At 64.4% G+C, this 23,595-nt stretch carries 26 protein-coding genes; 14 read left to right on the forward strand and 12 right to left on the reverse strand.

Going from position 1 to position 23,595, the window contains the following annotated elements; genetic code table 11:
• Positions 1–22 precede the first annotated feature (22 nt).
• The 3 genes from AC1DMA_RS13080 to AC1DMA_RS13090 are packed head-to-tail and all read left to right on the forward strand — an operon-like array spanning position 23 to position 3,095.
• Positions 23–1,195 (forward strand): ATP phosphoribosyltransferase regulatory subunit, encoded by a 1,173-nt coding sequence (locus tag AC1DMA_RS13080; RefSeq protein WP_478123746.1) that lies wholly within the window; start codon positions 23–25, stop codon positions 1,193–1,195.
• A gap of 20 nt (positions 1,196–1,215) precedes the next feature.
• Entirely contained in the window at positions 1,216–2,547 is a 1,332-nt protein-coding gene (locus AC1DMA_RS13085; protein ID WP_478123745.1) for an adenylosuccinate synthase, read from the forward strand.
• A gap of 23 nt (positions 2,548–2,570) precedes the next feature.
• Complete coding sequence (locus tag AC1DMA_RS13090; RefSeq protein ID WP_478123744.1) at positions 2,571–3,095, forward strand: phosphoribosyltransferase; 525 nt, start codon at positions 2,571–2,573, stop codon at positions 3,093–3,095.
• Positions 3,096–3,116: 21 nt separating this feature from the next.
• Here the strand turns inward: AC1DMA_RS13090 and AC1DMA_RS13095 are convergent, their stop codons facing one another.
• Positions 3,117–4,850 carry a ClcB-like voltage-gated chloride channel protein gene (locus AC1DMA_RS13095; RefSeq protein ID WP_478144439.1) on the reverse strand — a complete coding sequence of 578 codons (1,734 nt, stop codon included), beginning with the start codon at positions 4,848–4,850 and terminating at the stop codon, positions 3,117–3,119.
• A 92-nt stretch (positions 4,851–4,942) separates the two neighbouring features.
• Here AC1DMA_RS13095 and AC1DMA_RS13100 point away from each other — a divergent pair, with 92 nt between their 5' ends.
• The gene (locus AC1DMA_RS13100; RefSeq protein ID WP_478144440.1) at positions 4,943–6,136 is read left to right on the forward strand and encodes a PLP-dependent transferase; all 1,194 of its coding nucleotides are present in this window, start codon (positions 4,943–4,945) and stop codon (positions 6,134–6,136) included.
• A gap of 70 nt (positions 6,137–6,206) precedes the next feature.
• Entirely contained in the window at positions 6,207–6,410 is a 204-nt protein-coding gene (locus AC1DMA_RS13105; protein ID WP_478123742.1) for a hypothetical protein, read from the forward strand.
• A gap of 69 nt (positions 6,411–6,479) precedes the next feature.
• Here the strand turns inward: AC1DMA_RS13105 and AC1DMA_RS13110 are convergent, their stop codons facing one another.
• Complete coding sequence (locus AC1DMA_RS13110; RefSeq protein ID WP_478123741.1) at positions 6,480–7,130, reverse strand: arylesterase; 651 nt, start codon at positions 7,128–7,130, stop codon at positions 6,480–6,482.
• Between the two features lie 17 nt (positions 7,131–7,147).
• Here AC1DMA_RS13110 and AC1DMA_RS13115 point away from each other — a divergent pair, with 17 nt between their 5' ends.
• From AC1DMA_RS13115 to AC1DMA_RS13125, 3 genes are read left to right on the forward strand one after another with little or no spacing between them, the layout of a single operon-like run.
• Positions 7,148–7,882: an ABC transporter ATP-binding protein gene (locus tag AC1DMA_RS13115; RefSeq protein ID WP_478144441.1), complete on the forward strand. Its 735-nt coding sequence runs from the start codon at positions 7,148–7,150 to the stop codon at positions 7,880–7,882.
• A 7-nt stretch (positions 7,883–7,889) separates the two neighbouring features.
• Positions 7,890–8,636 carry a 23S rRNA (guanosine(2251)-2'-O)-methyltransferase RlmB gene (rlmB, locus tag AC1DMA_RS13120; RefSeq protein ID WP_478144442.1) on the forward strand — a complete coding sequence of 249 codons (747 nt, stop codon included), beginning with the start codon at positions 7,890–7,892 and terminating at the stop codon, positions 8,634–8,636.
• A 20-nt stretch (positions 8,637–8,656) separates the two neighbouring features.
• Entirely contained in the window at positions 8,657–9,529 is an 873-nt protein-coding gene (locus AC1DMA_RS13125; RefSeq protein WP_478123738.1) for an amidohydrolase family protein, read from the forward strand.
• Positions 9,530–9,543: 14 nt separating this feature from the next.
• Here the strand turns inward: AC1DMA_RS13125 and AC1DMA_RS13130 are convergent, their stop codons facing one another.
• Positions 9,544–10,338: an OBAP family protein gene (locus AC1DMA_RS13130; protein ID WP_478144443.1), complete on the reverse strand. Its 795-nt coding sequence runs from the start codon at positions 10,336–10,338 to the stop codon at positions 9,544–9,546.
• 9 nt (positions 10,339–10,347) lie between these two features.
• A complete protein-coding gene (locus AC1DMA_RS13135; protein ID WP_478123736.1) occupies positions 10,348–10,665 on the reverse strand; it encodes a hypothetical protein in 318 nt (105 codons plus the stop codon).
• Positions 10,666–10,842: 177 nt separating this feature from the next.
• Here AC1DMA_RS13135 and AC1DMA_RS13140 point away from each other — a divergent pair, with 177 nt between their 5' ends.
• Positions 10,843–12,162, forward strand: coding sequence for a patatin-like phospholipase family protein (locus AC1DMA_RS13140; RefSeq protein ID WP_478123735.1), 1,320 nt, complete (start codon positions 10,843–10,845; stop codon positions 12,160–12,162).
• 66 nt (positions 12,163–12,228) lie between these two features.
• Here the strand turns inward: AC1DMA_RS13140 and AC1DMA_RS13145 are convergent, their stop codons facing one another.
• The 6 genes from AC1DMA_RS13145 to AC1DMA_RS13170 all read right to left on the reverse strand — a co-directional run bounded on the left by AC1DMA_RS13145 (position 12,229) and on the right by AC1DMA_RS13170 (position 15,860).
• Positions 12,229–12,591 (reverse strand): Hsp20/alpha crystallin family protein, encoded by a 363-nt coding sequence (locus AC1DMA_RS13145; RefSeq protein ID WP_478123988.1) that lies wholly within the window; start codon positions 12,589–12,591, stop codon positions 12,229–12,231.
• Between the two features lie 59 nt (positions 12,592–12,650).
• Positions 12,651–13,085 carry an Hsp20/alpha crystallin family protein gene (locus tag AC1DMA_RS13150; RefSeq protein WP_478123734.1) on the reverse strand — a complete coding sequence of 145 codons (435 nt, stop codon included), beginning with the start codon at positions 13,083–13,085 and terminating at the stop codon, positions 12,651–12,653.
• Positions 13,086–13,212: 127 nt separating this feature from the next.
• The gene (locus tag AC1DMA_RS13155) at positions 13,213–13,689 is read right to left on the reverse strand and encodes a DUF3237 domain-containing protein (protein ID WP_478144444.1); all 477 of its coding nucleotides are present in this window, start codon (positions 13,687–13,689) and stop codon (positions 13,213–13,215) included.
• Positions 13,690–13,691: 2 nt separating this feature from the next.
• Positions 13,692–14,648, reverse strand: coding sequence for an aldo/keto reductase (locus AC1DMA_RS13160; protein ID WP_478144445.1), 957 nt, complete (start codon positions 14,646–14,648; stop codon positions 13,692–13,694).
• A 25-nt stretch (positions 14,649–14,673) separates the two neighbouring features.
• A complete protein-coding gene (locus tag AC1DMA_RS13165) occupies positions 14,674–15,273 on the reverse strand; it encodes a chromate transporter (RefSeq protein WP_478123731.1) in 600 nt (199 codons plus the stop codon).
• The gene (locus tag AC1DMA_RS13170; RefSeq protein WP_478144446.1) at positions 15,270–15,860 is read right to left on the reverse strand and encodes a chromate transporter; all 591 of its coding nucleotides are present in this window, start codon (positions 15,858–15,860) and stop codon (positions 15,270–15,272) included. The genes AC1DMA_RS13165 and AC1DMA_RS13170 overlap by 4 nt, the downstream gene beginning before the upstream one ends.
• 86 nt (positions 15,861–15,946) lie before the next feature.
• Between AC1DMA_RS13170 and AC1DMA_RS13175 the strand changes: the two genes are divergently transcribed.
• Positions 15,947–16,870, forward strand: a complete 924-nt coding sequence (locus AC1DMA_RS13175) for a YihY/virulence factor BrkB family protein (protein WP_478123729.1) — start codon at positions 15,947–15,949, stop codon at positions 16,868–16,870.
• Here AC1DMA_RS13175 and AC1DMA_RS13180 read toward each other — a convergent pair.
• Complete coding sequence (locus tag AC1DMA_RS13180; protein WP_478144447.1) at positions 16,860–17,405, reverse strand: DUF924 family protein; 546 nt, start codon at positions 17,403–17,405, stop codon at positions 16,860–16,862. The two genes, AC1DMA_RS13175 and AC1DMA_RS13180, sit on opposite strands and share 11 nt — an antisense overlap.
• A 104-nt stretch (positions 17,406–17,509) precedes the next feature.
• Here AC1DMA_RS13180 and AC1DMA_RS13185 point away from each other — a divergent pair, with 104 nt between their 5' ends.
• The 3 genes from AC1DMA_RS13185 to AC1DMA_RS13195 all read left to right on the forward strand — a co-directional run bounded on the left by AC1DMA_RS13185 (position 17,510) and on the right by AC1DMA_RS13195 (position 20,072).
• Positions 17,510–17,959, forward strand: coding sequence for a CHRD domain-containing protein (locus tag AC1DMA_RS13185; RefSeq protein ID WP_478123727.1), 450 nt, complete (start codon positions 17,510–17,512; stop codon positions 17,957–17,959).
• A 36-nt stretch (positions 17,960–17,995) separates the two neighbouring features.
• Complete coding sequence (locus AC1DMA_RS13190) at positions 17,996–19,204, forward strand: patatin-like phospholipase family protein (RefSeq protein WP_478123726.1); 1,209 nt, start codon at positions 17,996–17,998, stop codon at positions 19,202–19,204.
• Between the two features lie 85 nt (positions 19,205–19,289).
• A complete protein-coding gene (locus tag AC1DMA_RS13195; protein ID WP_478123725.1) occupies positions 19,290–20,072 on the forward strand; it encodes a 3-hydroxybutyrate dehydrogenase in 783 nt (260 codons plus the stop codon).
• On the opposite strand, the gene AC1DMA_RS13200 is transcribed toward AC1DMA_RS13195, so the two are convergent.
• Positions 20,062–21,048 carry a bifunctional helix-turn-helix transcriptional regulator/GNAT family N-acetyltransferase gene (locus AC1DMA_RS13200; protein WP_478144448.1) on the reverse strand — a complete coding sequence of 329 codons (987 nt, stop codon included), beginning with the start codon at positions 21,046–21,048 and terminating at the stop codon, positions 20,062–20,064. The two genes, AC1DMA_RS13195 and AC1DMA_RS13200, sit on opposite strands and share 11 nt — an antisense overlap.
• A 186-nt stretch (positions 21,049–21,234) precedes the next feature.
• On the opposite strand from AC1DMA_RS13200, the gene AC1DMA_RS13205 reads away from it, so the two are divergent.
• Entirely contained in the window at positions 21,235–23,595 is a 2,361-nt protein-coding gene (locus AC1DMA_RS13205) for a YgiQ family radical SAM protein (RefSeq protein ID WP_478144449.1), read from the forward strand.

Consider the following 23,595-nt stretch of genomic DNA (forward strand, 5'->3'; position numbering starts at 1 on the left):
TTTAACCACGCCCCCGATCCCCATGTCCGCCTGGGTCCTTCCGGATCACATTGCCGATGTGCTGCCTTCCGAGGCCCGCCACATCGAAGAACTTCGACGCGAACTGCTCGATACCGCCCGTGGCTACGGGTACGAGTTGGTCATGCCGCCGTTGCTCGAACACCTCGAATCGCTGCTTTCCGGTACCGGGGAGGCGCTCGATCTTCAAACCTTCAAGCTGGTCGACCAGCTCTCGGGCCGCAGCATGGGTTTGCGCGCGGACACCACGCCCCAGGTGGCGCGCATCGATGCACACCTTCTCAATCGGGCCGGGGTGACACGCCTTTGCTATTGCGGCCCCGTCCTCCACACGCGCCCTGATCGCCCGCACGCCACTCGGGAGCCGCTTCAGTTCGGCGCCGAAATCTACGGCCACGCAAGGCTCGAGGCCGATACGGAAATCCTTCACCTGGCGCTGGACTGCCTGTGCGCCGCCGGGTTGGCGGGCCATGCGCAGGCGCCTGTCATCGTCGACATGGCGGACGCGCGCATCGTTCGTTCATTGTTTGCTGGTGTGTCGGTCGACGCTGCCGCCATCGCCCGCGTGCATGCGGCGCTGGCCGCCAAGGATTCGAGCACCCTGCGCAGTCTCACGGCCGCATTTCCAGCGTCCGCGCGCGAAGGCCTCCTGGCGCTCGTCCAGTTGTATGGCGATGCCGCAGTTCTCGACGAAGCCGCCAAGGTTTTGCCCGACAGCGCAGGCGTGCGCGCGGCCTTGTCCGACCTGAAGCAACTCGCCGCTCACATTGAAGGGCCTGAAGGGGCGCGCGTGACCTTCGACCTCGCGGATCTGCGCGGCTACGCTTACTACAGCGGCATGCGCTTTGGCATCTACACCGAAGGTGCCAGCGACGCCCTGGTGCGCGGTGGCCGTTACGACGAAGTCGGCGCCGTTTTCGGGCGCAACCGTCCGGCTGTTGGCTTCAGCCTCGATGTGCGTGAACTGGTCGGGGTGCTGCCGGCGAGGCCCTTGCGTGCCGCAATTCGCGCGCCTTGGAGCGATGCCGAGGTGCTCAACAAAACCATTGCCGAATTGCGCAGCAAAGGCGAAACCGTGGTGTGCGTATTGCCTGGCCATGACAGCGAGATCGACGAATTCCATTGCGACCGCGAGCTCGTCGAGCACGGCGGGCAATGGCGCGTGCAACCCATCTGAATCCTCTGAAGCGAAACATCATGAGCGTAACCACCGGAAGAAACGTGGTCGTCGTCGGCACCCAGTGGGGCGACGAAGGCAAAGGCAAGTTGGTCGACTGGCTGACCGAGAGCGCGCAGGGAGTCGTCCGATTCCAGGGCGGGCACAACGCGGGCCACACACTGGTGATCAATGGCGTGAAGACAGCCTTGCACCTGATCCCGAGCGGCATCATGCGGCCAGGCGTCAAGTGCTACATCGGCAACGGCGTGGTGCTTTCGGCTGCCAAGCTCTTCGAAGAGATCGAAGGACTTGAAAAGGCAGGCGTCGAGGTGCGTTCGCGCCTTCGTATCAGCGAAGCGTGTCCGCTCATCCTGCCCTTCCACGCGGCCCTCGACATCGCTCGCGAGGCCTATCGCGAGAAGGGCGGCATCGAGAAGATCGGCACGACCGGCCGGGGCATCGGCCCCGCCTATGAAGACAAGATCGCCCGTCGCGCCTTGCGTGTGCAGGACCTGAAGCATCCTGATCGTTTCGCCACCAAGCTGCGCGTTCTGCTTGACCTGCACAACCATGTGCTGACCCAGGTGCTCGGTGCTTCCGCCATCGACTTCGACGTGGTCTATGACGAAGCCATGCGCCATGCCGAACTCCTCAAGCCGATGATGGCGGACGTGTCGCGCGAACTCAACGACGCGAACAAGGCGGGGGCCAATCTGCTGTTCGAAGGCGCGCAAGGCACGCTGCTCGACGTCGACCACGGCACCTATCCCTACGTCACCTCGAGCAACTGCGTGGCGGGCAACGCGGCCGCAGGTTCGGGCGTCGGGCCGGGCATGCTGCACTACGTGCTCGGCATCACCAAGGCCTATTGCACGCGCGTTGGCGGTGGGCCGTTCCCCACCGAACTCGACTGGGAAAAGCCCGGCACGGTGGGCTACCACCTGAGCACGGTCGGGGCCGAAAGAGGTGTGACCACCGGACGCAGCCGTCGCTGCGGCTGGTTCGACGCGGCGCTGCTGAAGCGCTCGGCGCAGGTCAACGGCCTGAGCGGACTCTGCATCACCAAGCTCGATGTGCTGGACGGGCTGGAAGAATTGCAGCTGTGCACCGGCTATGAGCTGGACGGCGAATACACGGACATCCTGCCGATGGGCGCCGACGAGATCGAACGCTGCACACCGGTCTATGAAAAGCTCGAAGGCTGGAGCGAAAGCACGGTGGGCGTGACGCAATACGACAAGCTGCCGATCAACGCGCGGCTGTACTTGCAGCGCATCGAGCAGGTCACGGGCGTGCCAATCCACATGGTGTCGACGAGTCCCGATCGCGATCACACGATCATGATGCGCCATCCCTATCTGGCTGATTGACCCACCCGCAGGAGACGATTTTCATGTTGACCGAAGACGGCAAACACCTTTACGTGAGCTATGACGAGTATCACAACCTGATCGAGAAGCTCGCGATCAAGGTGTACCAGTCGGGCTGGCAGTTCGACACCATCCTGTGCCTGGCCCGCGGCGGCATGCGCCCTGGTGATGTGCTGTCGCGCATCTTCGACAAGCCGCTGGCGATCATGTCGACCAGTTCCTATCGCGCGGACGCCGGCACCATCCAGGGCCATCTCGACATTGCTCGCTACATCACGACGCCCAAGGGCGAGATCGCCGGCAAGGTGCTGCTGGTCGACGACCTTGCGGATTCGGGCCACACGCTGCATGCCGTGGTTGAAATGCTCAAGAGCAGCTACAAGCCCATCACCGAACTGCGAAGCGCCGTGCTCTGGACCAAGGCGCTGTCGACCTTCACGCCCGACTATTCGGTCGAATTCCTGCACACGAATCCCTGGATTCACCAGCCCTTCGAAGGCTACGACTCCATGGGCGCCGAGAAGCTGATGGAGAAGTGGTCGGTCTGACCGGCCAAGGTCTCCTGGCGGCTAGCCGCTCAGTCGCACGTAGGTCGACAGCAGCGCGCTCTTCGTCACCACGCCGAGCAGCACGGGTCGTTCCTCGCTCTCGATCACCGGCAGCCGCTCGCCGCGGTGCTGCAGAAAGCGTTCGAGAGAAGCGCTCAGGCCCATGTCCGCAGTGATCGCCTGGATCGACTCCGACAGCAAGTCTGCCGCGCGTGGCTGTCGGTTCGCCTGGCTCTCGGGCAACGCTCCCAGCGCCGACAAGGGGACGACCCCGAGATAGCGCTGCTCCACGTCGACGACATAGAGATACTTGACCGGGTATTGCAGAAACAGACGACTCATCGTTTCCCTGTCCGCATCCGGGCTGACGACGGTATCAGCAGGCTCGATCAGATCGCGTGCGCACAGGGCGCGCAGCCGAAGCTGTTCGTCGTGCTGCTCGCGGCGATGCACGGTGATCTCGTACATGGAGCCGGCTTCGGCCGAGCGGGCCACGAAGTACGCAATGACGCTGGCGGCCATCAACGGCAACATCACCTGGTAGCTCAGCGTCATCTCGAAGATCATCAGGATCGCCATCAGGGGAGCCTGGCTGGCCGCCGCCAGGAACGCGCCCATGCCGACGATCGCGTAGGCAAAAGGTGCCGAAGTGGCAAGCGGCCAAAGCGCGTGGGCGGCTTGGCCGAAAAGCGCGCCGATCATGCAGCCGACAAACAGTGACGGTGTGAACACGCCGCCGACCGCGCCGGAGCCTGCCGTCGCCAAGGTTGCGATCGTCTTGCCCGCCAGCACCAGCGCGATCGTGACCCAGGGCCAAGGCGAGTGCAGCACCGCGTTGACCACGCTGTAGCCATTGCCCCAAGCCTCCGGCAATGGCACCGAAATCAGCCCCACGACAAGGCCGCCCAGCGCCATCCGCCAGGGCAGCGCCATGGGCAGGCGCGCAAAGAGCGCACGCGATGCGCCGAGCGAACGCAGGAAGCCGACGGAGGCAAAGCCGAGAAGCACGCCCAGCAGCGCGAAGAGCAACACCTCCGCGCCATGGACGACGGGGAAGGGCGGCATTTCGTACGGAGCTTGATAGCCCGGCAGCGCCCGCATCGTGATGTTGGCAACCACCGATGCAATGATGATCGGGCCAACGCTTTCCATGGCAATCGAGCCCAGGACGATCTCGGCCACGAAGAAAGCGCCGGCGATCGGCGCGCTGTAGGCGGCCGTGAGCCCCGCCGCAGCGCCGCAGGCGACCAGCAGCCGCAACCGCTCCACCGGGAGCCGCAAGGCGCTGCCCAGGAGAGACGCGCTCAGGGCGGCAAGCTGGACCATCGATCCTTCACGGCCAATCGATCCGCCGCTGGCGATGCTGACCAGCGATGACGCGCTGCGCGTCAAGGTTTGTCTTGCCGGGATGCGCCCATCTCCCAGGACGATGGCCTCCATGTAATCGGAGGTCGACTTCTGCACCGCCGCTCGACGCGCCCAGACCAGCAGCAGCCCAGCGACGAGGCCGCCGGCGGTGGGCGTGAGGATGCGCGCCCACCAGGGCAGGCTGTGCGCGATCTTCACCAGCCCGCCGCTCTGCCCGAGCAGCAGAAGATCCAGACCGTAGAAGGCCGCGCGGAAGAGTTCGGTGGCGAGCGCGCCCAGTAGTCCGGCCACGATGGACCACAGGAGCATGGACTGCCAGGCGGTGACGCCGAAGGCGCGTTGCAGGGCCGCGCGGGCGCTCAAGAGGACAGTCGCGACACGGGTCATGCGGATGCTGGCTTCAGTGGACAAAGGGACGATGTTAGCCACGCGCAGTTGGGTCGTGCGCAGCCTGACCCAGGGTCGACTAGCATGGCGGGATGCGAAAGCCCATCACCGACCTGATCCACCATCCGTACATCCCGCCCGCAAATTTCGCGGCGCCGCAAGCGGGTGTCTACAAGGCGTCGACCGTGTTCTTTGCCGATGTCGCCGCCATGCGCGCGCGCGACTGGAAGACCAAGGCCGGCTACACCTACGGTCTGCACGGCACGCCGACCACCTTCACTCTCGAAGAGCGTCTTGCCGCTCTCGAAGGCGGCACCGAATGCCTGCTGGTCCCGAGCGGGCTCGCGGCGATCTCGCTGGTGTGCTTTGCGCTTCTGAAGACCGGCGACGAGGTGCTCATCCCGGACAACGCCTACGGCCCGAACAAGGCGCTCGCGAATGGCGAACTCGCCAATTTCGGCATCACCCACAAGCTCTACGACGCGATGAATCCGGCGGACCTCGCGGCCAAGTTGTCCAACCGCACCAAGCTCGTATGGGTGGAGGCGGCCGGCTCGGTCACGATGGAATTCCCCGATTTGCCGGCCCTGGTCGGCGTCTGCCGTGCGCGCGGGATCGATGTCGCGCTCGACAACACCTGGGGCGCCGGACTCGCCTTCGCGCCCTTCGCCTTCAACGGCAGCGGACAGGGCGTCGACATTTCCGTGCATGCGCTCACCAAGTATCCGAGCGGTGGCGGCGACGTGCTGATGGGCAGCGTGATCACCCGCGACGAGCGCCTGCACAGGGCGCTCAAGCTGACCCACATGCGGATGGGCATCGGCATCGGCGTCGGCGACGTCGAGACGCTGCTGCGATCGCTCCCGAGCATTGCATTGCGCTATGCAGCTCACGACCGCAGCGCGAGAGAGTTGGCCCGCTGGTTCCAAGACCGTGCGGAGATCGCGCAGGTGCTGCATCCTGCCCTCGAAGGCTCGCCAGGGCACGAGCATTGGCTGCGCCTCTGCGGTGCATCCGACCTCGCGGCCGGCCTGTTTTCGGTGGTTTTCGATGCACGCTACGGCACGGAACAGATCGATCGCTTTTGCGACAGCCTGGCACTTTTCCGGCTCGGCTACTCGTGGGGAGGCCCCATCAGCCTGGTGGTGCCGTACGACATCGGCCTGATGCGCGACCCCGCGATTGCGCCGTGGCCGCACAAGGGAACACTGGTGCGCTTCTCCATCGGCCTGGAGGACGTCGAAGACCTGCGCGCCGACCTGGAACAGGCTCTCGGGGCACTCTGAACCGGCGCGGATATCGCGTACAGTCCGATCAAGCGCAGTCAACCTGACTGCCTCGCCCGAAGGAGAAGCAGTGGCAACACCCAACTATGGCTATGAAAAGCGCCAGAAGGAACTGGCAAAGAAAAAGAAGAAGGAAGAAAAGGCAAGGGAAAAAGCCAGCCGCAAGCTTTCGCCCAGCAGCGATGGGTTGGCCCCGGGCGATCCGGAAACCGACGTGGCCTCGCTTGAACGCGACCCACCGACCATTCCCGAACTACCCACCAAGAACGGCTGAGTCGATTGCCACCACCCAACAGAAAGCCGCCGCAGGCAAGCGCCCGCGGCGGCTTTCTTGCTTTTTCGTTTACTTCGGCAGCATCTTCCGCAAGGGCGTCCACACGTTGTCGAGCATGCGGGGCTGCGCAACCGCTGTCGGATGAATGCGGTCCGCCTGGAACAGCATGGCCGCGTCGGGACTGTCCGCCACCCCTTTCAGCAGGAAGGGCACGATGGGTGCCTTCGTTGCGCTGGCGATCTTCGTGAAGATCGCCTCGAAGCGCCGCGTGTAGTCGCTGCCATAGTTGGGCGGCACCTGGATGCCCACGATCAGCACCTGCGCGCCGGTGGCCTGCGCGGCCTTGGTCATCTGCAGCAGGTTGTCTTCAGTGCTTGCGAGCGGCAGCCCCCGCAGCGCATCGTTGGCGCCCAGTTCCAGCACCACGAGCGTGGGTTGGTGCTGAGCGAGCAGCCCCGGCAACCTGGCGCGGCCGCCCGAGGTCGTGTCGCCGCTGATGCTGGCGTTGATCACCGTGGCGGGAATCTTCTGCTCGGCCAGGCGCTTCTCCATCAGCGGCACCCAGCCATCGCCACGCTTGAGTCCGTATTCCGCAGAAAGCGAGTCGCCGACCACCAGGATCACGGGTTGTTTGCCCGTCGCGGCCAGCGCTTCGAGCGACAGGGATGCCCCCGCAGTGCCGGCCAGCGTGCCGCTCAAGATAAAGTGACGTCGATTCACTTCGCGAAATCCTTTCAATGTCCTCAATCCGAACCGATGGTCCACCCGAAGCAATTGTTGCGGTCGAACATGTCTACAAGTCAGTCACCGATTCAACCGGAACGCTGGACATTCTGCAGGACATCGATTTCACGCTGGGCGCGAAGGAGACTGCCGCCATCGTCGGCGCGTCGGGTTCGGGCAAGAGCACGCTGCTGTCGATCGTCGCGGGCCTGGACACGCCCACCCGTGGCACCGTGAAGCTGGCCGGGGAGGATCTTTTCGCCATCGACGAAGACGATCGTGCGGCCCTGCGCGCCCAGAAGGTCGGGTTCGTGTTCCAGAGTTTCCAGCTGCTCGGCAACCTGAGCGCGCTCGAGAACGTGATGCTGCCACTCGAACTCGCCGACCGCAAGGACGCCCGCAGGGCCGCGACCGAAATGCTCGGCAGGGTCGGTCTCGGCCAGCGGCTGGGCCACTACCCCAAGGTGCTGTCCGGCGGCGAACAGCAGCGCGTGGCGCTCGCCCGTGCGTTTGTCGTGCAGCCGGCATTGCTGCTGGCCGACGAGCCCACGGGGAGCCTCGACTTTGCGACGGGCGAGCAAGTCATGAAGCTGATGTTCGATCTCAATCGCGAACTCGGCACGACGCTGGTGCTCGTCACGCATGACCGCAGCATCGCCGATCGTTGCGAACGGCGAATCACCATCGAGGCAGGCCGCGTGGCGCTCGACGGACACGCGCCCGAGCGCACGTCGTTGGCGGCTCGATAATCGCCCGATGTCTTCTCCCAAAGTGATCTTCGGCTTTCATGCCGTGGGCGTGCGCATCAAGACCGCACCCAAGTCGGTGATCGAGGTGCTCTTCGATGCAAGCCGGCGCGACGCGCGAATGCGGCAGTTCATCGCGCGCGCGCAGGAAGCCGGCGTGCGGCTGATCGAGGCTGACGGTCTGCGCCTTTCAAAGCTGGCCGGCAGCCACGGCCACCAGGGCGTGGCCGCGCGCGTGGAGCCGGTCGCCCAGACGCATTCGCTGGACGAACTGCTCGAAGGCCTCGAAGCCGCCGGCACCATGCCGCTGCTGCTGGTGCTCGACGGCGTGACCGACCCCCATAACCTGGGTGCCTGCCTGCGCGTTGCAGACGGCGCGGGCGCCCACGCGGTGATTGCTCCGAAGGACCATGCAGCCGGCATCAACGCCACCGTCGCCAAGGTTGCGAGCGGTGCGGCCGAGACGGTGCCGTACTTCATGGTGACCAATCTTGCGCGAACCCTGGGCGAACTCAAGGAACGCAACATCTGGTGCGTAGGCACGAGCGACGATGCCCCCGGCACGCTCTACCAGTGCGACTTGAAGCGTCCGCTCGCGATGGTGCTGGGCGCCGAAGGCGAGGGCATGCGACAGCTCACGCGCAAGACCTGCGACGAGCTGGTCAGCATTCCGATGGCGGGCGCGGTCGAGAGCCTCAATGTGTCGGTCGCAAGCGGCGTGTGTCTCTACGAGGCCATGCGCCAGCGGCTCGTCTGACGCTTTTCTCCCAGCAATCCGTGCAGCCGACGCTCACGTACAACCCCGAGCCTTCCACGCCGAAGCTGCGCCTGCCGCCTGGCGCTTGTGACGCGCATGTGCACGTGTTCGGCCCGGCAGCGCGCTTCCCGTTTGCGGCGCGCCGCAGCTTCACGCCGGCCGATGCGCCCAAGGAGACGCTGTTCGCATTGCATCGCCGCCTCGGCGTCGATCGCTGCGTCATCGTGCAGTCGCTGTGCCACGGCCATGACAACCGCGTGGTCGAAGACGCGATCGCGGCGGGCGGCGGACGCTACCTGGGCGTGGCCCTGCTGCCGCTCGATGTGGACGATGAAGAGCTTTCGCGGCTTGCCGATGCGGGCTTCAGGGGCGTGCGCTTCAATTTCACCAAGGATTCGCAGGACGATTTCGATGCCCGGCGTGTCGTTGATTTCACTCATCGGCTGGCGCCTCTGGGTATGCACCTGCAGGTGCATTTCGATCGCGGGCTAATTCATGCGTTGGAGGCGCCGCTTGCGGAAAGTGCAGTTCCCGTCGTGGTTGACCACATGGCGCGCGTCGATGCCTCTGCGGGAACGGCGCACGCCGACTTCGTTGCGCTCCACACGCTGATGAAGAACCCGCTGTTCCGCGTCAAGGTCAGCGGCATCGACCGCATTTCGCGCATTTCGCGCGAACTCGGCTACACCGACGGCATCGCCATCGCCCGCGCGCTCGTGCATGACTTTCCGGATCGCTGCTTCTGGGGCACCGACTGGCCGCATCCGCTGCACGATCATGTGCCGGACGACGGCGTGCTGGTCGACGCGCTGTCGCAGATCGCGCCTGAAAAGGCATTGCGAGAGCGCCTGTTGGTCCACAACCCACAAGCCTTCTACCGCTTCGATGCCTGATCCGGCAACGCCAGCTATTTGGCGGGCCGGCTGACGGTCGCACCCGGATTGTTCTGCGCACCTTCAGGACTGGCGTGCTCCTGGCCCGTCGGATCGGCAATTTGCATGACCTTGCCCTGCTGCCAGGCGTCGGCGCCTTCGGCAATCTCGGGCGCACCGATCGATTCACGGTCTTTCTTCTTCTCCGCGCTGTCGATGCCGAAACGCTTGTCACGCCCCGCGACCATGTCAGCGTTCGTCTGCCCGTCGGCAGTGAATCCCATCATGAGCTGCGGCACACCAAGCGGCAGTTCCTTGTGGCGGTCCGTGTGCCAGGTATGCCAGGTCTTGCCGTAGGTGCTGATGATCTTCTTCATCAGTTCGTGCTCCGCAGCCTGCGGAATCCCGGGAGCGATGAGCTGGCCTGACTTCACGTCATGGACGTGGCTGTGCCAAAGGGACTTTTCCTCAGCCGGGAGGGTCTTGAAAAGCCGCTCGCTGATGATGTATTCGACCCCCATGATCTTTGCGTCCTTGACGTTGCCGTCATAGATTACGCACTGGATCAACTCATCATTGAGGATCGTGCAGTAGTGATGGGCCTCCATCTGGCCCTGCGGATTTCCGTTGTAGAAGTGAAATCCGTCTAGGTAGGTGTTGATCGCTTCGATCGGCGGCCTGTCCTGCATGGCGGCGGCGCCTGCCTCCAGCGCCTTGGTCTTGGCGGCCTCTTTGGCGCCTGGCGAATCAACGTCTGACGCGGTGTTGCTTCCACCGCATCCTGCGGCAATGGTCGTCGCGGCAAGGACAGCGAGAAAAGCGGTGCGCATGGGACTCTCTCATGGCCCGACGCGCTGGTAGGTGCCCTTCGGCAGGCATTTGCTGGCTCCGGTCACTTCGAGCTTCGTGAACTGGAAGTCGGATTCGATGGTGTAGTCCTTGCCCTTGTCCTTGCCCTTTTTCGAGTGACTGGCGTGAGTACGGGGCCTGAATTTCTTGTCCGGACAGAGGCTCGACACGAATTCGTTCCCCAGGCGCCCGCCCGCACGCCATTCGATGCTGACGGGTCCGCTCGCGTAGGTGCCTTCGAAGTCATCGAACGCCAAGGCGCCGAAAGATGTGGCACAGAGCAGGATCGCAAGAACTGGTCTCTTCATGTGGCTCCTTGAGCAAGAAGGAAACTCGGCCAAAATATTTTGCCCTTTTTTCGGGATGGCAAGCCTGCCACTTTTCTTTGAGAATCGCGGGCTCTACCACTGCGGTCAGCGAGCACGATGATGGTCCCATTGCAAGGTTGCTTTCGGCGAGCATTGCTGCCGTCCCTTGAGATGGGCATGGCAATGGTCATGCTGCTGGCCCTCGGCGCCTGTACGACCTATGGTGTGGTCCAGAACGTGCCGCTCAATCCGGCCGACCCGAGCCCCGTCTATGCCTTGAGTGGATTCGCCAAGAATCCGCGCCTTCACTCCTCCGAATTGATGCTGGCCGTTGCCTTCTCGGGCGGCGGCACGCGCGCCGCGGCGTTGTCCTATGGCGTCTTGCAGGAACTGCGCGACACGCGAGTGCGGATGAACGGCAAGGACCAGAGCCTGCTGGACGCCATCACCGTCATCAGTTCGGTTTCGGGCGGCAGCTTTACGTCGGCCTACTACGGCCTCTATGGCAATCGCATCTTCGCGGACTATGAAGATCGGTTTCTGCGCAGCGACGTCGAGGGCGCACTGGTGCGCGGGTTCATGGATCCCGCCCGCTGGTTCAGCAATCAAGGCCGCACCGAAATGGCGGTGACCTACTACCAACAGACGCTTTTCGGCAACGCAACCTTCGGCGACCTGATCAAGGGTGACGGCCCGATGATCCTCATCAACAGTTCCGACCTGAGTTCGGGTGGCCGCTTTTCCTTTGTCCAGGAATATTTCGACCTGATGTGTTCGGACCTGACGAAGTTTCCGCTGGCGCGCGCGGTTGCTGCGTCCAGTGCCGTGCCTGTGCTGTTCGGGCCCGTGGTGCTGGAGAACTACAGCGGCTGTGCCCCGGGAATCCCCCCGTGGTTGGCGGCCGCGCAGGCACGGGATCGGGATAGCGACTACCTGACCATGGTCGTACACGACGACCTCTCCTACCGGAATAAGGTGGCCCACAAATACGCGCAACTGGTGGACGGCGGCATCACCGACAACCTGGGTCTGCGCGCGTTGCTGGCGGCGGTGGACCTGGCAGGCGGTGCGGAGAAGTACATCCAGTCGCAAGGCATGGCAACGCCGCGACGCCTCGCCATCATTTCCGTCAATGCTGCGGCCGATGCCGTCGGTGGCATCGGAGAGACCAGCCGGGCGCCGACCTTCGAGCAGACGATGAACGCCGTGACCAACGTGCAATTGCATCGCTACAACGTGGCGACCCTCGAGCAGACGCGGCAAAGCCTGATTGAATGGACGCGCGATCTCTCGACGCCCCAGCGACCGGTGAGTTCGTATTTCATCCCGCTGAGCTTCGAAGACGTGCCGAACGTGCAACTGCGCCGTTTCCTGAATGAGATCCCGACCAGCTTCGTGCTGGACAAGGAACAGGTGGCGCGCTTGATCCAGACCGGACGTGAATTGCTGCGCAGCAATGCCGACTATCAGCGCCTGCTCGCCGGACTGCGTGAGTAGAAGAAAAAAAGCGCGCAGGACTCTCGACCCGCGCGCTTTTCCAACGTCTACAGGCGTTCAGGCGGCTCAGGCGACTTTCACGTCGATGCGTCGCGGTTGTGCATGCTCCGCCTTCGGAATGCGCAGCGTCAGCACGCCTTGCGCCAGTTCCGCGGTGACCTTCTGCGTGTCCAGCTCCTTGCTCAGCGTGAAGCGGCGGTGAAAGCGGCCGAGGCCGACTTCCGTGTGGTGCGACTGCAAGCCCTCGGGCACGGTCAGCGCCGATTCGGCATCGATGGTGAGCGTGTCGGCCTCCACTTGCAGGTGCAGCTTGTCTCTCGAAACGCCCGGCAAGTCGGCGTAGAGCGTGATGCCGCTCGCATCCTCGATCACGTCCACGGGCGGCGTGAGCGCCGCGTCGGCATAGTTCGCTTCGTCCTTGCGGGCCATGGCCTTGCCGGAATCGGACTTCACGGTGTCGATGTCGTTCATGGTCGTAGCTCCTTCTGTCACTGGATGGCGATGCGTCGCGGCTGCGCGGAGGCGCGGCGCTTGATGGAGATGTGCAGCATGCCGTCGGTGTACTTCGCGTCCACGGCGTCGGGATCGGCATCGTCCGTCAGGGTCAGCACGCGGCGGAAGCTGCCTGCGAAGCGCTCGTTGATGTGCACGCTCGATTGCTCGTTGTCGGGCAGTCGGCTCTCGCGCTTGCCGGCGATGGTCAACAGGCCGCGGTCGAGATTGACTTCAAGCGTGGACGGATCGATGCCGGGTGCAAAGGCATAGATTTCGACCGATTGGGGCGTGCCGCCCACGTTGAGGGCCGGAAAGCCGCTGCGGCCGATGCCGCGGATGGTGGGAGACAGATCGAAAGCCTGCTGCATTTCGCGTTGCAGGCGATCCATCTCGGCGAAGATGTCGCGCGGGAACAAGGATCGATACATGGCGAATACCTCCATTCGGTTGAATAGAGCGCCGGAGACGCCTCCGGCGCTTCCGAGACGAAATTAGGAGCGCCGAAAGCGAATTCAAGAGTGGCGACGAGCACCCGAACGGGTGTCGGCCCACGCCCTACACGAGCGTGAAGAAGCGCATCACCACCTGGGCCGGGTGCCGCACGCCGACGCCGACGAACATGCGTTCGCCGATCCATTTCAGCGCGGGCGAGGCGGTCTCCATGCGCGGGCTGCAGCGGAAGTAGATCTGCGCCGGATCGACCGGCTCGCCGCGCAGGAGCTTGGCCATGACCTTGGCCGGCGCGGCGCGCACGGCGTGGTTCTGCACGTAGATCAAGTCACCGGCGTCTGTCTCGAGGCCGTAGCGCGCATCGAGTTCGGACAACGTGTCGCTCACGATCAGCTGGAAATCCGTGCCGCCCGGCAACACCCGCGCCGTCCAGCCATTGCCCTTAGCCGTGCCCCCCGTGATCGGCACCAGCCGCCGCATGCCGCGCGGCCCGGTGCTCAGCACTTGCGGCACGCCGACTTCGACTTGCAGGTCAGCGAAGTATTCGAGAGAGGGCGGGGCGAGCGGATCGGTCGAACTCATCCTCAAGCTTCCGCGCTGGCTGCGTCGAGCGCGGCGATGATTTCCGGCGGCAGCTGGAGGTTGGCAGCGGCGGTCAGTTCGTCCAGCTGCTTGACCGAAGTGGCACTCGCGATGGGTGCGGTGATCGAGGGTCGGGCAATTTGCCATGCGATCGCCACCTGCCCCTGGGTTGCGCCGGTGGCCTTGGCTGCCTTGTCGAGCGCATCCAGAATGCGCAGGCCGCGCGGATTCAGGTACTTTTTGGTCGTGTTGCCACCGCGTGCGCTCTTCGCCGCATCGGCCTCACTGCGGTATTTGCCCGTGAGAAAGCCGGCCGCAAGCGCGTAGAAGTTGATCACGCCGACGCCGCGCTCGACGCACAGCGGCTCCAGATCTTTCTCGAAGACGGCGCGGTCATACAGGTTATAGAGCGGCTGAAGGCTCTCATAGCGCGGCAGCCCCTGCTTTTCGGCCACGTCCAGCGCCTCGGCCAGCCGGGGGGCGGTGAAGTTCGATGCGCCAATCGCTCGCACCTTTCCTGCCTTGATGAGTGCGGCAAAAGCCTCGGCCGTGTCGGACAGCGGTGTTTCAGGATCATCGTCATGCGACTGGTACAGGTCGATGTGATCGGTCTTCAGGCGCTTGAGCGAAGCGTCGACGGCTTCCTTGATGTAAGCGGGAGCCAACCCCTTCTTGCCTTCGCCCATCGGCTTGCCGACCTTGGTCGCCAGCACCACCCGGTTGCGCTTGCCGGTCTGCCGCAGCCACTTGCCGATGATGGTTTCGGATTCGCCGCCGCTGTGGCCGGGCACCCAGCTTGAATAGACGTCGGCGGTGTCGATGAAGTTGAAGCCGGCGTCCAGCCATGCATCGAGCAGGCGGAACGACAGGGTTTCATCGACGGTCCAGCCGAAGACGTTGCCGCCGAAGGCCAGGGGCGAGACTTGCAGGCCGGAACGGCCGAGGGGTCGAAGTTGCATGGATGTTTTCCGTAAGGTCGGAGGGTCAGACGAAGCCGACGGCGCCGAGGATGGCACCGGCACCGAGCAGCCACAGCAAATGGAAGCGCGTGCGCCATACGATAAAGGCCGCTGCGGCCGTGAGCAGCCACAGATGCCATGCAGGCGCGCTGCCGGTGTGGTTACCTGTTGCCAGCACCCAGCCGGTGGCGATCAGCAGGCCCACCACCACCGGCGCCATGCCTTGCTTGAAAGCACGCACTTCGCGCCTTTGGCGATTGCGATGGCCCCAGCGCGTGGCGAAGTAGGTGAGCGTGGTGCTGGGCAGCATGATGCCGATCATCGTCACCGCCAATCCGAGCAAGCCGAGCAGCCAGGCCTGCGGTCCCGCGCCGATGCCGCCGCCCGCATTGAGGCCCACGTTCCAGCCCATGAGCGCCACGAACAGCACGTTGGGTCCCGGCGCCGCCTGGGCGATGGCGATCGACGAAGTGAACTGTGCATCGGTCAGGAGGCCGTGCTGGCCGACGAGATAACGGTGCATGTCGGGCACGGTGGTGATGGCACCGCTGATCGACAGCAGCGAAAGCAGGAGGTATTGACCGAAGAGCGACAGCCAGTCGTGCCAGTTCATCACGACCGTCATGGCGCGATCCTTCGCCACGTGCAGACGCAGGCGGTGCCGCCCACGACCAGCAACACCCATCCGAGCGGAACCCGGCCCAGCGCGATGGCGGAGAACACCAGCGCGACGATGACGAGGCATGCGGTGAAGCCCAGCGGGTGCCTGCGAAGCGGCGGGATCAGCTTGATGCCCGTTGCCGCGATCAGCCCGCCGGCCACTGCCCCCATGCCGCGCAGCGCGCCGGCCACCAGTGGGTTGCCGGCGTATTGGGCATAGAGCACCGCGAGCACGAGGATCACGCAAAGCGGCACGGCCAGCATGCCGGCCAGCGCCGCCATCGCGCCACGCAGTCCGAAGGCGCGGTCGCCGATCATGAGCGCGAGATTGATGACGTTCGGGCCCGGCAGGACCTGCGCGACCGCCCAGTCTTCGAGGAACTCGTCAGGCGTCAGCCATTGCTTCTTTTCGACGACCTCTCGCTGGACCACGGCCAGCACACCGCCGAATCCCTGGAGCGCCAGCCAGGTGAATGAAAGGAACAGATCTCGGGGAGACTTGGGACGCGGTCGGTCGGTGTCCGACGCCGCGCTGTGAAGGGGCGGATGCATTGCGGCCGATTATCGTAGGCCGCTGCATGGCGCGCACAGCACGCCGTCCGACTTGCGAAGCCGCGGCATGCTGCGAAACTCCGCGCATGAATGCCGTCCGCGCGCTATTGGATCTCTGCAAGCAAACCTTCGCCTCGTGGCGCGCCGACTACGCTCCGAGCATGGGTGCGGCGTTGGCCTACTACACGGTGTTCTCCGTGGCGCCGCTGATCCTGATCGTGATCTCTGTCGTTGGCCTGGTGTTCGGGCGCGACGAGGCACGCGGCGAAATCTTCGAGCAGATCTCCGGCCTCATGGGCGCAGACGGCGCGCGCGCCGTGCAGGGAATGCTTGAAGCCCTCAACAAGCCAAGACAGGGCATCGTCGCGACCGTGGTCGGCCTGGCGCTGCTGGTCGTGGGCGCGACGACGGTGTTCGGCGAGCTTCAGGATGCCTTCGACCGCATCTGGCGAGCGCCCGCGCGACTGACCAACAACGGCATCATCGATTTGTTGCGCGCGAGGCTGCTCTCATTCAGCATGATCATGGGCATCGGCTTCCTGCTGATGGTGTCCTTGATCGTCAATGCGGCGCTGGCGGCGCTCGGCGAATGGTGGGCCCCCTTCTTTGGAGGCTGGGCCGTGATCGCTCAGGAGGTCAATTCGGTACTGGGCTTCGTGATCGTGACCGTCGGGTTCGCGATGATCTTCAAGATCATGCCGCGCGTGAGGGTGCAATGGCGCGACGTGTGGATCGGCGCCGCGGTGACGGCGGTGCTGTTCACGGTCGGCAAATACTTGATCGGCCTTTACATCGGCAAGACCGGCATCGCCTCGGGCTACGGCGCGGCCGGGTCGCTGGTGGTGGTGCTGGTGTGGGTCTACTACTCGGCGCAAATCTTCTTGTTGGGTGTCGAGTTCACCTGGGTGTATGCCCATGAATACGGATCGTTGAAGCACTCGCCTCGCCCGGGTGCACAGGCTTCACCAACGCGTCCCGATCAGCCGGCCGCGTTCAAGCCTAACCCTTGAAGCCCCCGGCATCGAGGAACTTGCGTTCCTCAGGCGTGGAGTCTCGCTTCAAGACCGCATTGCGATGCGGAAAGCGCCCGAAGCGCGCGATGATCTCGCGATGATGCGCCGCAAAACGCCGTGTATCGGCGTCGAGTTCGGCGTTGAGGGCGACCGATCGCTCCTGCTGGGCCAGTGATTCGGCGTGCATGAACGGCAGATAGAAGAAGCGCCGGAGCGCCGGGTCAACCTGGCGGTCCAGTCCGGCGTCGACGGCGGCCGATGCGACCGCCAGCGCCTTGGCGTCGGTCGCATACATGCGTGCGCTGTCGCGCCAGGCGTTTCGCGGGAACTGGTCGAGCAGCACCAGCAACGCCAGTGCGCCCTCGGCGTGGGCGGCCCACGCGTCTAGCGCGCCGGTCGCCGCGGCATCGTGCGCCGCTTCGAAGCGCGATTTGAATTGGGCATCGAAGGCCTCGTCCTTGGCGAACCAGCGTTCAGGGCCCGCTTGCGTCCAGAAATCGACGACTTCTCGTGAGGAGGGCAGGGTGTTCATGTGTGGAAATGATGCCACTGCCATCCGCAAAACGGGTTGGTGGCCGACAGCGTCCGACCCCGAGGCTGCCTATGCTGGGGAATTCACGAACTGCTGGAGATTCCATGAACCGATATGGCACCAACTTGCGCATGGCCCTCGTGGCCGGCGTGGCGACCGCGGCCCTTGCAGGCTGCGGAATGATGTCCAAGTCCAACACCGCCAGCTTCAGCGGCGCGATGAATGCGGCCAGCGAAGTGCCGCCGAACATGACGCGCGGCAGCGGCTTGGCTGAAGCGTCGCTGAACAAGGAGACGAACGTCCTCAAGTACAAGATCACGTACGACGGCTTGAGCGGTCCGGCCACCGCGGCGCACTTCCATGGACCGGCTGCGTCGGGCACCAATGCGCCCGTGGTGCTGCCTTTCTCGTCGACGGCCAGCCCCATCGAGGGACAAGCGACCCTGACACCGGCGCAGGCAGCCGATCTCATGGCGGGGAGGTGGTATGCCAACGTGCACACCGCGGCAAACCCGGGCGGGGAGATCCGCGGACAGATGCTGCCGAAGATGTAGCCGGCGGCCGTCACTCGCATGGTGTCCAATGGCGCGATGCGAGACCCCCGGAAAACGACGCTTTCAACCGCCCACACCACCGTTCCCCGAGTCGACATCGCCAGCGTCAAGAAGGCGCTGGTGCTGCAGGGAGGCGGTGCGCTGGGCGCCTATCAAGCCGGCGTGTATGCCGGCGTCTTCGAACGACATCGGGCGCTCGACTGGGTCGCCGGCGTATCGATCGGCGCCGTCAATGCCGCCCTGATCGCCGGCAACGCCCCGGAGATGCGGGTGCAGCGCCTGCGCGAGTTCTGGAACCTGGTCTCTTCGGGCCCTGCGCAGCGCGTGCCTGCATGGTGTTTCGACCGGTCCGCGTTCAACCAGTGGAGCGCGGCCACCACGGCACTGTGCGGAGTGCCCGGCTTCTTCGAGCCGCGCCGCACGCCCGCGCTGCTTCTGGGGCTGGCCGCACCGGTGCCGAGCTACTACGACACCGCACCGCTGAAGGCCACCCTGGAGCGGCTGGTGGATTTCGACCGCATCAATCATCCCTCCGTGCGCTTCAGTGTCGGCGCGGTGAATGTGCGCACCGGCAATTCAATCTACTTCGACAACACAGTGCAGCGGATCGGGCCGGAGCACATCATGGCCAGCGGCGCGCTGCCTCCGGGCTTTGCGCCGGTGCACATCGACGGCGAAGACTACTGGGACGGCGGCATCGTCTCCAACACGCCCCTGCAATACGTGCTGGACACCCATCCGCGCAGCGAGCCGCTGCTGGTGCTGCAAGTGGACTTGTTCTGCTCGCGTGGCGCCATGCCGGGCACCATCGCCGAAACGCTGGAGCGACAGAAGGACATCACCTATTCGAGCCGCACCCGCATGAACACCGACGCGCTGGCGTCGAACTTGAACCTGCAGCAGGCCATCGCGGACCTGATCAAGAAGCTGCCGCCGGCGCTGCGCAATGACCCGAGCGTGGCTTCGGTCAGCGCCCAGCTCTCGCACAAGCCCATCGAGATCGTGCACCTGATCTACCGCGACAAGCCCTATGAACTCGAATCGAAGGACTACGAGTTTTCGCGCGCGTCAGTCGACGAGCACTGGGAGGCGGGTCTTCGCGACATCCGCAACACGCTCGATCACCCCGAATGGCTGCAGAGCGCGTCTCAGACCAATGGCGTCACCACCTTCGACCTGACCGACCCCAATGCTCGGCGTGTCCGCCGCCCGATGAAGCTGCCGACGATTCCGGCTGGCCAATAGCCGCGCCATCAGGTTTGCCTTAAGTCGCGGCACGCAGATTGCACTCTCCTCTCACTCATCCCTCCCTTCAAGCAAAGGAAACTTCATGCAGCTCAAGGACAAGGTCGCTTTCATCACTGGTTCTGCCAGCGGTATCGGCAAGGAAATCGCCATCGTGTTCGCCCAGGAAGGCGCAAAGATCGTCATTGCCGACCTCAACAAGGAAGCCGCCGATGCGACCGCCGCCGAACTCAAGGCGACCGGCGCGCAAGCCATTGGCGTTGGCGTCGACGTCACCAATGAAGACCAGGTCAACGCGTCCGTCGAAGAGGCCGCGAAGGCTTTCGGCGGCATCGACATCCTGATCAGCAACGCGGGCATCCAGATCGTCCACCCGGTGGAGGAATTCACTTTCGCGGACTGGAAGAAGATGCTGGCGATCCATCTCGACGGCGCCTTTCTCACCACCAAGGCTTGCCTCAAGCACATGTACGCGCAGGGCCGTGGCGGCAGCGTGATCTACATGGGTTCGGTGCATTCGAAGGAGGCGTCGCTGCTCAAGGCGCCCTATGTCACGGCCAAGCACGGCCTCATCGGGCTGGCGAAGACCGTGGCCAAGGAAGGCGCCAAGCACGGCGTGCGCGCCAATGTGATCTGCCCGGGCTTCGTGCGCACGCCGCTGGTCGAAAAGCAGATCCCCGAGCAGGCAAAGACGCTGGGCATCACCGAAGAGCAAGTCGTGAAGAACGTGATGCTCAAGGACACGGTGGACGGCGAGTTCACCACCACCGACGACGTCGCCCGCGTCGCGCTGATGTTTGCGGCTTTTCCAACCAACGCGCTCACTGGCCAGTCGCTGGTCGTGAGCCACGGCTGGTTCATGCAGTAGTCAGCTTGAGCTCCCAGGTTTCGCCCACAAGCTTCTGGCCGAAACCTTCGTAAGGCTCCGACTTGACGAGCTTGAAGCCGCGCGCTGCGTAGATGCGGCGCGCGGCGGTCAGGCAACTGTTGGTCCAGAGAACCATCTTCTTGTAGCCCTTGTTGCGCGCGAAGGCGATGCATTCGTCCGTCAGGCGGGCTCCAAGGCCCATGCCCCGCGCCTTGGGGCTCAGGATCAGCATGCGAAGCTGCGCGGTCGCGGCCGATTTGCGAACGAGAAAGACGGCGCCCACCCGCTCGCCATCCAGTTCGGCGATCCAGCAGCGTTCCCAGCCTGGCTGGAACTTGCGCAGGAACTGGCCGGCAATCTCGGCGACGAGGGCTTCGAAATCGCTGTTCCATCCGTATTCGCGCGCGTAGATTTCCCCGTGCTGCTGGACGACCCAGCCGATGTCGCCAGGACCGGGGTCGCGCAGCACGACCGTGCGTTGCGGACGAGGCTCGGCGCCGGGATCGAGCAGCGCCTGGACCGTGCTCATCGCGTCGATCAGCTTGTGCCGCTCCGATGCGGCCAGCGGTGCGAGCAGGGCGGCAGCTTCGTCGCGGGACTTCTGCTGCAGCGGCGCGAACGCCTGGTAGCCCGCCTCGGTCAGCCGCAGAAGGCTTTGCCGAGCATCCCGCGCGTGGGGCTCGCGCGTGAGCCAGCCCTGTGCCTCGAAGCGGCGCAGGATGCGGCTGAGATAGCCGCCATCCAGATGCAGGTCTTTTCCGATTTCGCTGGCCACAGGTGTTTGGCGATGCGCCAACTCGTAGAGAACGCGCACGTCGGTCAACGAAAGATCGCTGTCCAGATACGGGTCGAGCACGCCGATGCGACGCGTGTAGAAGCGATTGAATTGGCGGATTGCCTTCACCGCCGCTGCCTCGTGACCGAGGGAGGAAGTCGAAGCGGGAGCCGATGCGGGAGAGATTGTTTCGGTCGACATGCTTGCCATTGTCATCAAAGTACTTGATCAAAGCAATCAAATGCCTCGCTCGAACCAGACAGTTCGCATTGCCTTTGAGGCGACAAACCTACTCGGAAACCCTAAAATCGCGGGTTGCCCACAACGGGCCCACCCGGCCCGTAGGCCTCCAAGGCGGCATTGCCACCCATCGCCGCCCATACCCTGATGAATGCCCCCGTCGACGTCTCCTTTTTCACGCGCGCCGCCAAGCCGCTGACCAGCTACCGCAAATATTGGGCGGCACGATTCGGCACGGCCAAGTTTCTGCCGACTTCGCGCGCCGAAATGGACGCCCTCGGCTGGGACAGCTGCGACATCATCGTGGTCACCGGCGACGCCTATGTCGACCATCCCAGCTTCGGCATGGCCGTGATCGGCCGCATGCTGGAGGCTCAGGGCTTCCGTGTGGGCATCATTGCGCAGCCCGACTGGCAAAGCGCGGACCCCTTCAAGGTGCTCGGCAAGCCGAACCTGTTCTTCGGCGTCACGGCCGGCAACATGGATTCGATGATCAATCGCTACACGGCCGATCGCAAAATCCGCAGCGACGACGCCTACACGCCTGGCGACGTGGGCGGCAAGCGGCCCGACCGCGCGGCCATCGTCTATTCGCAGCGCTGCAAGGAAGCCTGGAGCGACGTGCCGATCGTTCTCGGCGGCATCGAAGGGTCGCTGCGCCGCATCGCGCATTACGACTACTGGCAGGACAAGGTTCGCCGCTCGATCGTGGTGGACGCCAAGTGCGACCTGCTGCTCTACGGCAATGCCGAGCGCGCCATCGTCGAGATCGCCCATCGCCTGGCCGCGCGCGAGCCGGTGCACCAGATCACCGACGTGCGCGGCACCGCCTACGTCCGCCGCGAAACGCCCGAAGGCTGGTTCGAGATCGACTCGACCAGCGTCGACGAGCCGGGCCGCGTCGAGGCGCACGTCAATCCCTACTTGATGGTGTCCGAACAGGCCAAAGCCAACGGCGCGACCTGTGCCAGGGAAGACGAGGCCGAAGCCGTGGCAGCGGCTGCCGAAGCGGCGGTTTCGGTCAACACGGCCGTCAATCCGGCCATCAAGCCGCTGACTTTCGTCCCCAATCCCGCGTTGCAGAGCCGCTCGCGTGTCAAGGTTCCGCCGCGCGACCGATCGGTGATCAGGTTGCCCTCGTACGAGCAGGTACGCGCCGATCCGGTGCTCTACGCCCATGCCAACCGCGTGCTGCACCTTGAAACCAACCCCGGCAACGCACGCGCGCTGGTGCAGGCTCACGGTGAAGGCACCACCGCACGCGACGTGTGGATCAACCCGCCGCCGATCCCGCTGACGACGGCCGAGATGGACCATGTATTCGATCTGCCCTACGCGCGCAGTCCGCATCCGCGCTATGCCGACGAGCATGGAAGCCACGACGGCGCGACCAAGATCCCTGCCTGGGAAATGATCCGCTTCAGCGTCAACATCATGCGTGGCTGCTTTGGCGGCTGCACCTTCTGCTCGATCACCGAGCACGAAGGCCGCATCATCCAGAGCCGCTCGGAAGATTCGATCATCAAGGAAGTCGAGGCGATCCGCGACAGCGTGAAGGGCTTCACGGGCACCATTTCCGACCTCGGCGGCCCGACGGCCAACATGTACCGCATCGGCTGCAAGTCGCCCGAGATCGAGGCGGCCTGTCGCAAGCCGAGCTGCGTATACCCAGGCATCTGCCAGAACCTGAACACCAACCACGATCCGCTGATCAAGATCTATCGCCGCGCGCGTGCGCTCAGGGGCATCAAGAAGATCCTGATCGGCTCCGGCCTGCGCTATGACCTGGCCGTGCAGTCGCCCGAATACGTCAAGGAACTGGTGCAACATCACGTCGGCGGCTATCTCAAGATCGCGCCCGAGCACACCGAACAAGGTCCGCTCACGAAGATGATGAAGCCCGGCATCGGCAGCTATGACAAGTTCAAGCAGATGTTCGAGAAGTTCAGCGCCGAAGCGGGCAAGAAGCAGTACCTGATCCCGTACTTCATCGCCGCGCACCCGGGCACAAGCGACGAGGACATGATGAACCTCGCGGTCTGGCTCAAGAAGAACGGCTTCCGTGCCGACCAGGTGCAGACCTTCTATCCGTCGCCCATGGCGACCGCGACGGCCATGTATCACACCAACAGGAATCCGCTGCGCAAGATCACTCGCGAGAGCGAGACGGTCGACATCGTGCGCGGCGACAAGCGCCGCCGCCTGCACAAGGCGTTCTTGCGCTATCACGATGCCAACAACTGGCCGCTGCTGCGCGAAGCCTTGAAAGCCATGGGCCGCGCCGACCTGATCGGCAACGGCAAGCATCACCTGATCCCGACATGGCAGCCACTGACCGACGGCACCTACCAGAGCGCGCGCCGCAAGAACTCGACGCCGGTCGCATTAACGCCAGTGAAGCCTGCCAAGGGCCGCATCCTCACGCAGCACACAGGGCTGCCGCCGCGCGATACCGGGGCAGGGCGCCCGAAGCCTTCCGCCGGCAAGCCGATTCGCAAGGGGCGATAG

This window comes from Variovorax sp. 05N34 (assembly GCF_056397405.1).

Coding starts and splice junctions, on each gene's coding strand:
- AC1DMA_RS13165 (WP_478123731.1), bottom strand. CDS start 15,273: ATGACGGTCGTGATGAACTGGCACGACTGGCTGTCGCTCTTCGGTCAA.
- AC1DMA_RS13090 (WP_478123744.1), top strand. CDS start 2,571: ATGTTGACCGAAGACGGCAAACACCTTTACGTGAGCTATGACGAGTAT.
- AC1DMA_RS13175 (WP_478123729.1), top strand. CDS start 15,947: ATGAATGCCGTCCGCGCGCTATTGGATCTCTGCAAGCAAACCTTCGCC.
- AC1DMA_RS13160 (WP_478144445.1), bottom strand. CDS start 14,648: ATGCAACTTCGACCCCTCGGCCGTTCCGGCCTGCAAGTCTCGCCCCTG.
- AC1DMA_RS13185 (WP_478123727.1), top strand. CDS start 17,510: ATGAACCGATATGGCACCAACTTGCGCATGGCCCTCGTGGCCGGCGTG.
- AC1DMA_RS13145 (WP_478123988.1), bottom strand. CDS start 12,591: ATGGCCCGCAAGGACGAAGCGAACTATGCCGACGCGGCGCTCACGCCG.
- AC1DMA_RS13095 (WP_478144439.1), bottom strand. CDS start 4,850: ATGACCCGTGTCGCGACTGTCCTCTTGAGCGCCCGCGCGGCCCTGCAA.
- AC1DMA_RS13080 (WP_478123746.1), top strand. CDS start 23: ATGTCCGCCTGGGTCCTTCCGGATCACATTGCCGATGTGCTGCCTTCC.
- AC1DMA_RS13100 (WP_478144440.1), top strand. CDS start 4,943: ATGCGAAAGCCCATCACCGACCTGATCCACCATCCGTACATCCCGCCC.
- rlmB (WP_478144442.1), top strand. CDS start 7,890: ATGTCTTCTCCCAAAGTGATCTTCGGCTTTCATGCCGTGGGCGTGCGC.
- AC1DMA_RS13155 (WP_478144444.1), bottom strand. CDS start 13,689: ATGAGTTCGACCGATCCGCTCGCCCCGCCCTCTCTCGAATACTTCGCT.
- AC1DMA_RS13150 (WP_478123734.1), bottom strand. CDS start 13,085: ATGTATCGATCCTTGTTCCCGCGCGACATCTTCGCCGAGATGGATCGC.
- AC1DMA_RS13205 (WP_478144449.1), top strand. CDS start 21,235: ATGAATGCCCCCGTCGACGTCTCCTTTTTCACGCGCGCCGCCAAGCCG.
- AC1DMA_RS13135 (WP_478123736.1), bottom strand. CDS start 10,665: ATGAAGAGACCAGTTCTTGCGATCCTGCTCTGTGCCACATCTTTCGGC.
- AC1DMA_RS13195 (WP_478123725.1), top strand. CDS start 19,290: ATGCAGCTCAAGGACAAGGTCGCTTTCATCACTGGTTCTGCCAGCGGT.
- AC1DMA_RS13140 (WP_478123735.1), top strand. CDS start 10,843: ATGGCAATGGTCATGCTGCTGGCCCTCGGCGCCTGTACGACCTATGGT.
- AC1DMA_RS13170 (WP_478144446.1), bottom strand. CDS start 15,860: ATGCATCCGCCCCTTCACAGCGCGGCGTCGGACACCGACCGACCGCGT.
- AC1DMA_RS13085 (WP_478123745.1), top strand. CDS start 1,216: ATGAGCGTAACCACCGGAAGAAACGTGGTCGTCGTCGGCACCCAGTGG.
- AC1DMA_RS13115 (WP_478144441.1), top strand. CDS start 7,148: ATGTCCTCAATCCGAACCGATGGTCCACCCGAAGCAATTGTTGCGGTC.
- AC1DMA_RS13180 (WP_478144447.1), bottom strand. CDS start 17,405: ATGAACACCCTGCCCTCCTCACGAGAAGTCGTCGATTTCTGGACGCAA.
- AC1DMA_RS13130 (WP_478144443.1), bottom strand. CDS start 10,338: ATGCGCACCGCTTTTCTCGCTGTCCTTGCCGCGACGACCATTGCCGCA.
- AC1DMA_RS13190 (WP_478123726.1), top strand. CDS start 17,996: ATGCGAGACCCCCGGAAAACGACGCTTTCAACCGCCCACACCACCGTT.
- AC1DMA_RS13200 (WP_478144448.1), bottom strand. CDS start 21,048: ATGTCGACCGAAACAATCTCTCCCGCATCGGCTCCCGCTTCGACTTCC.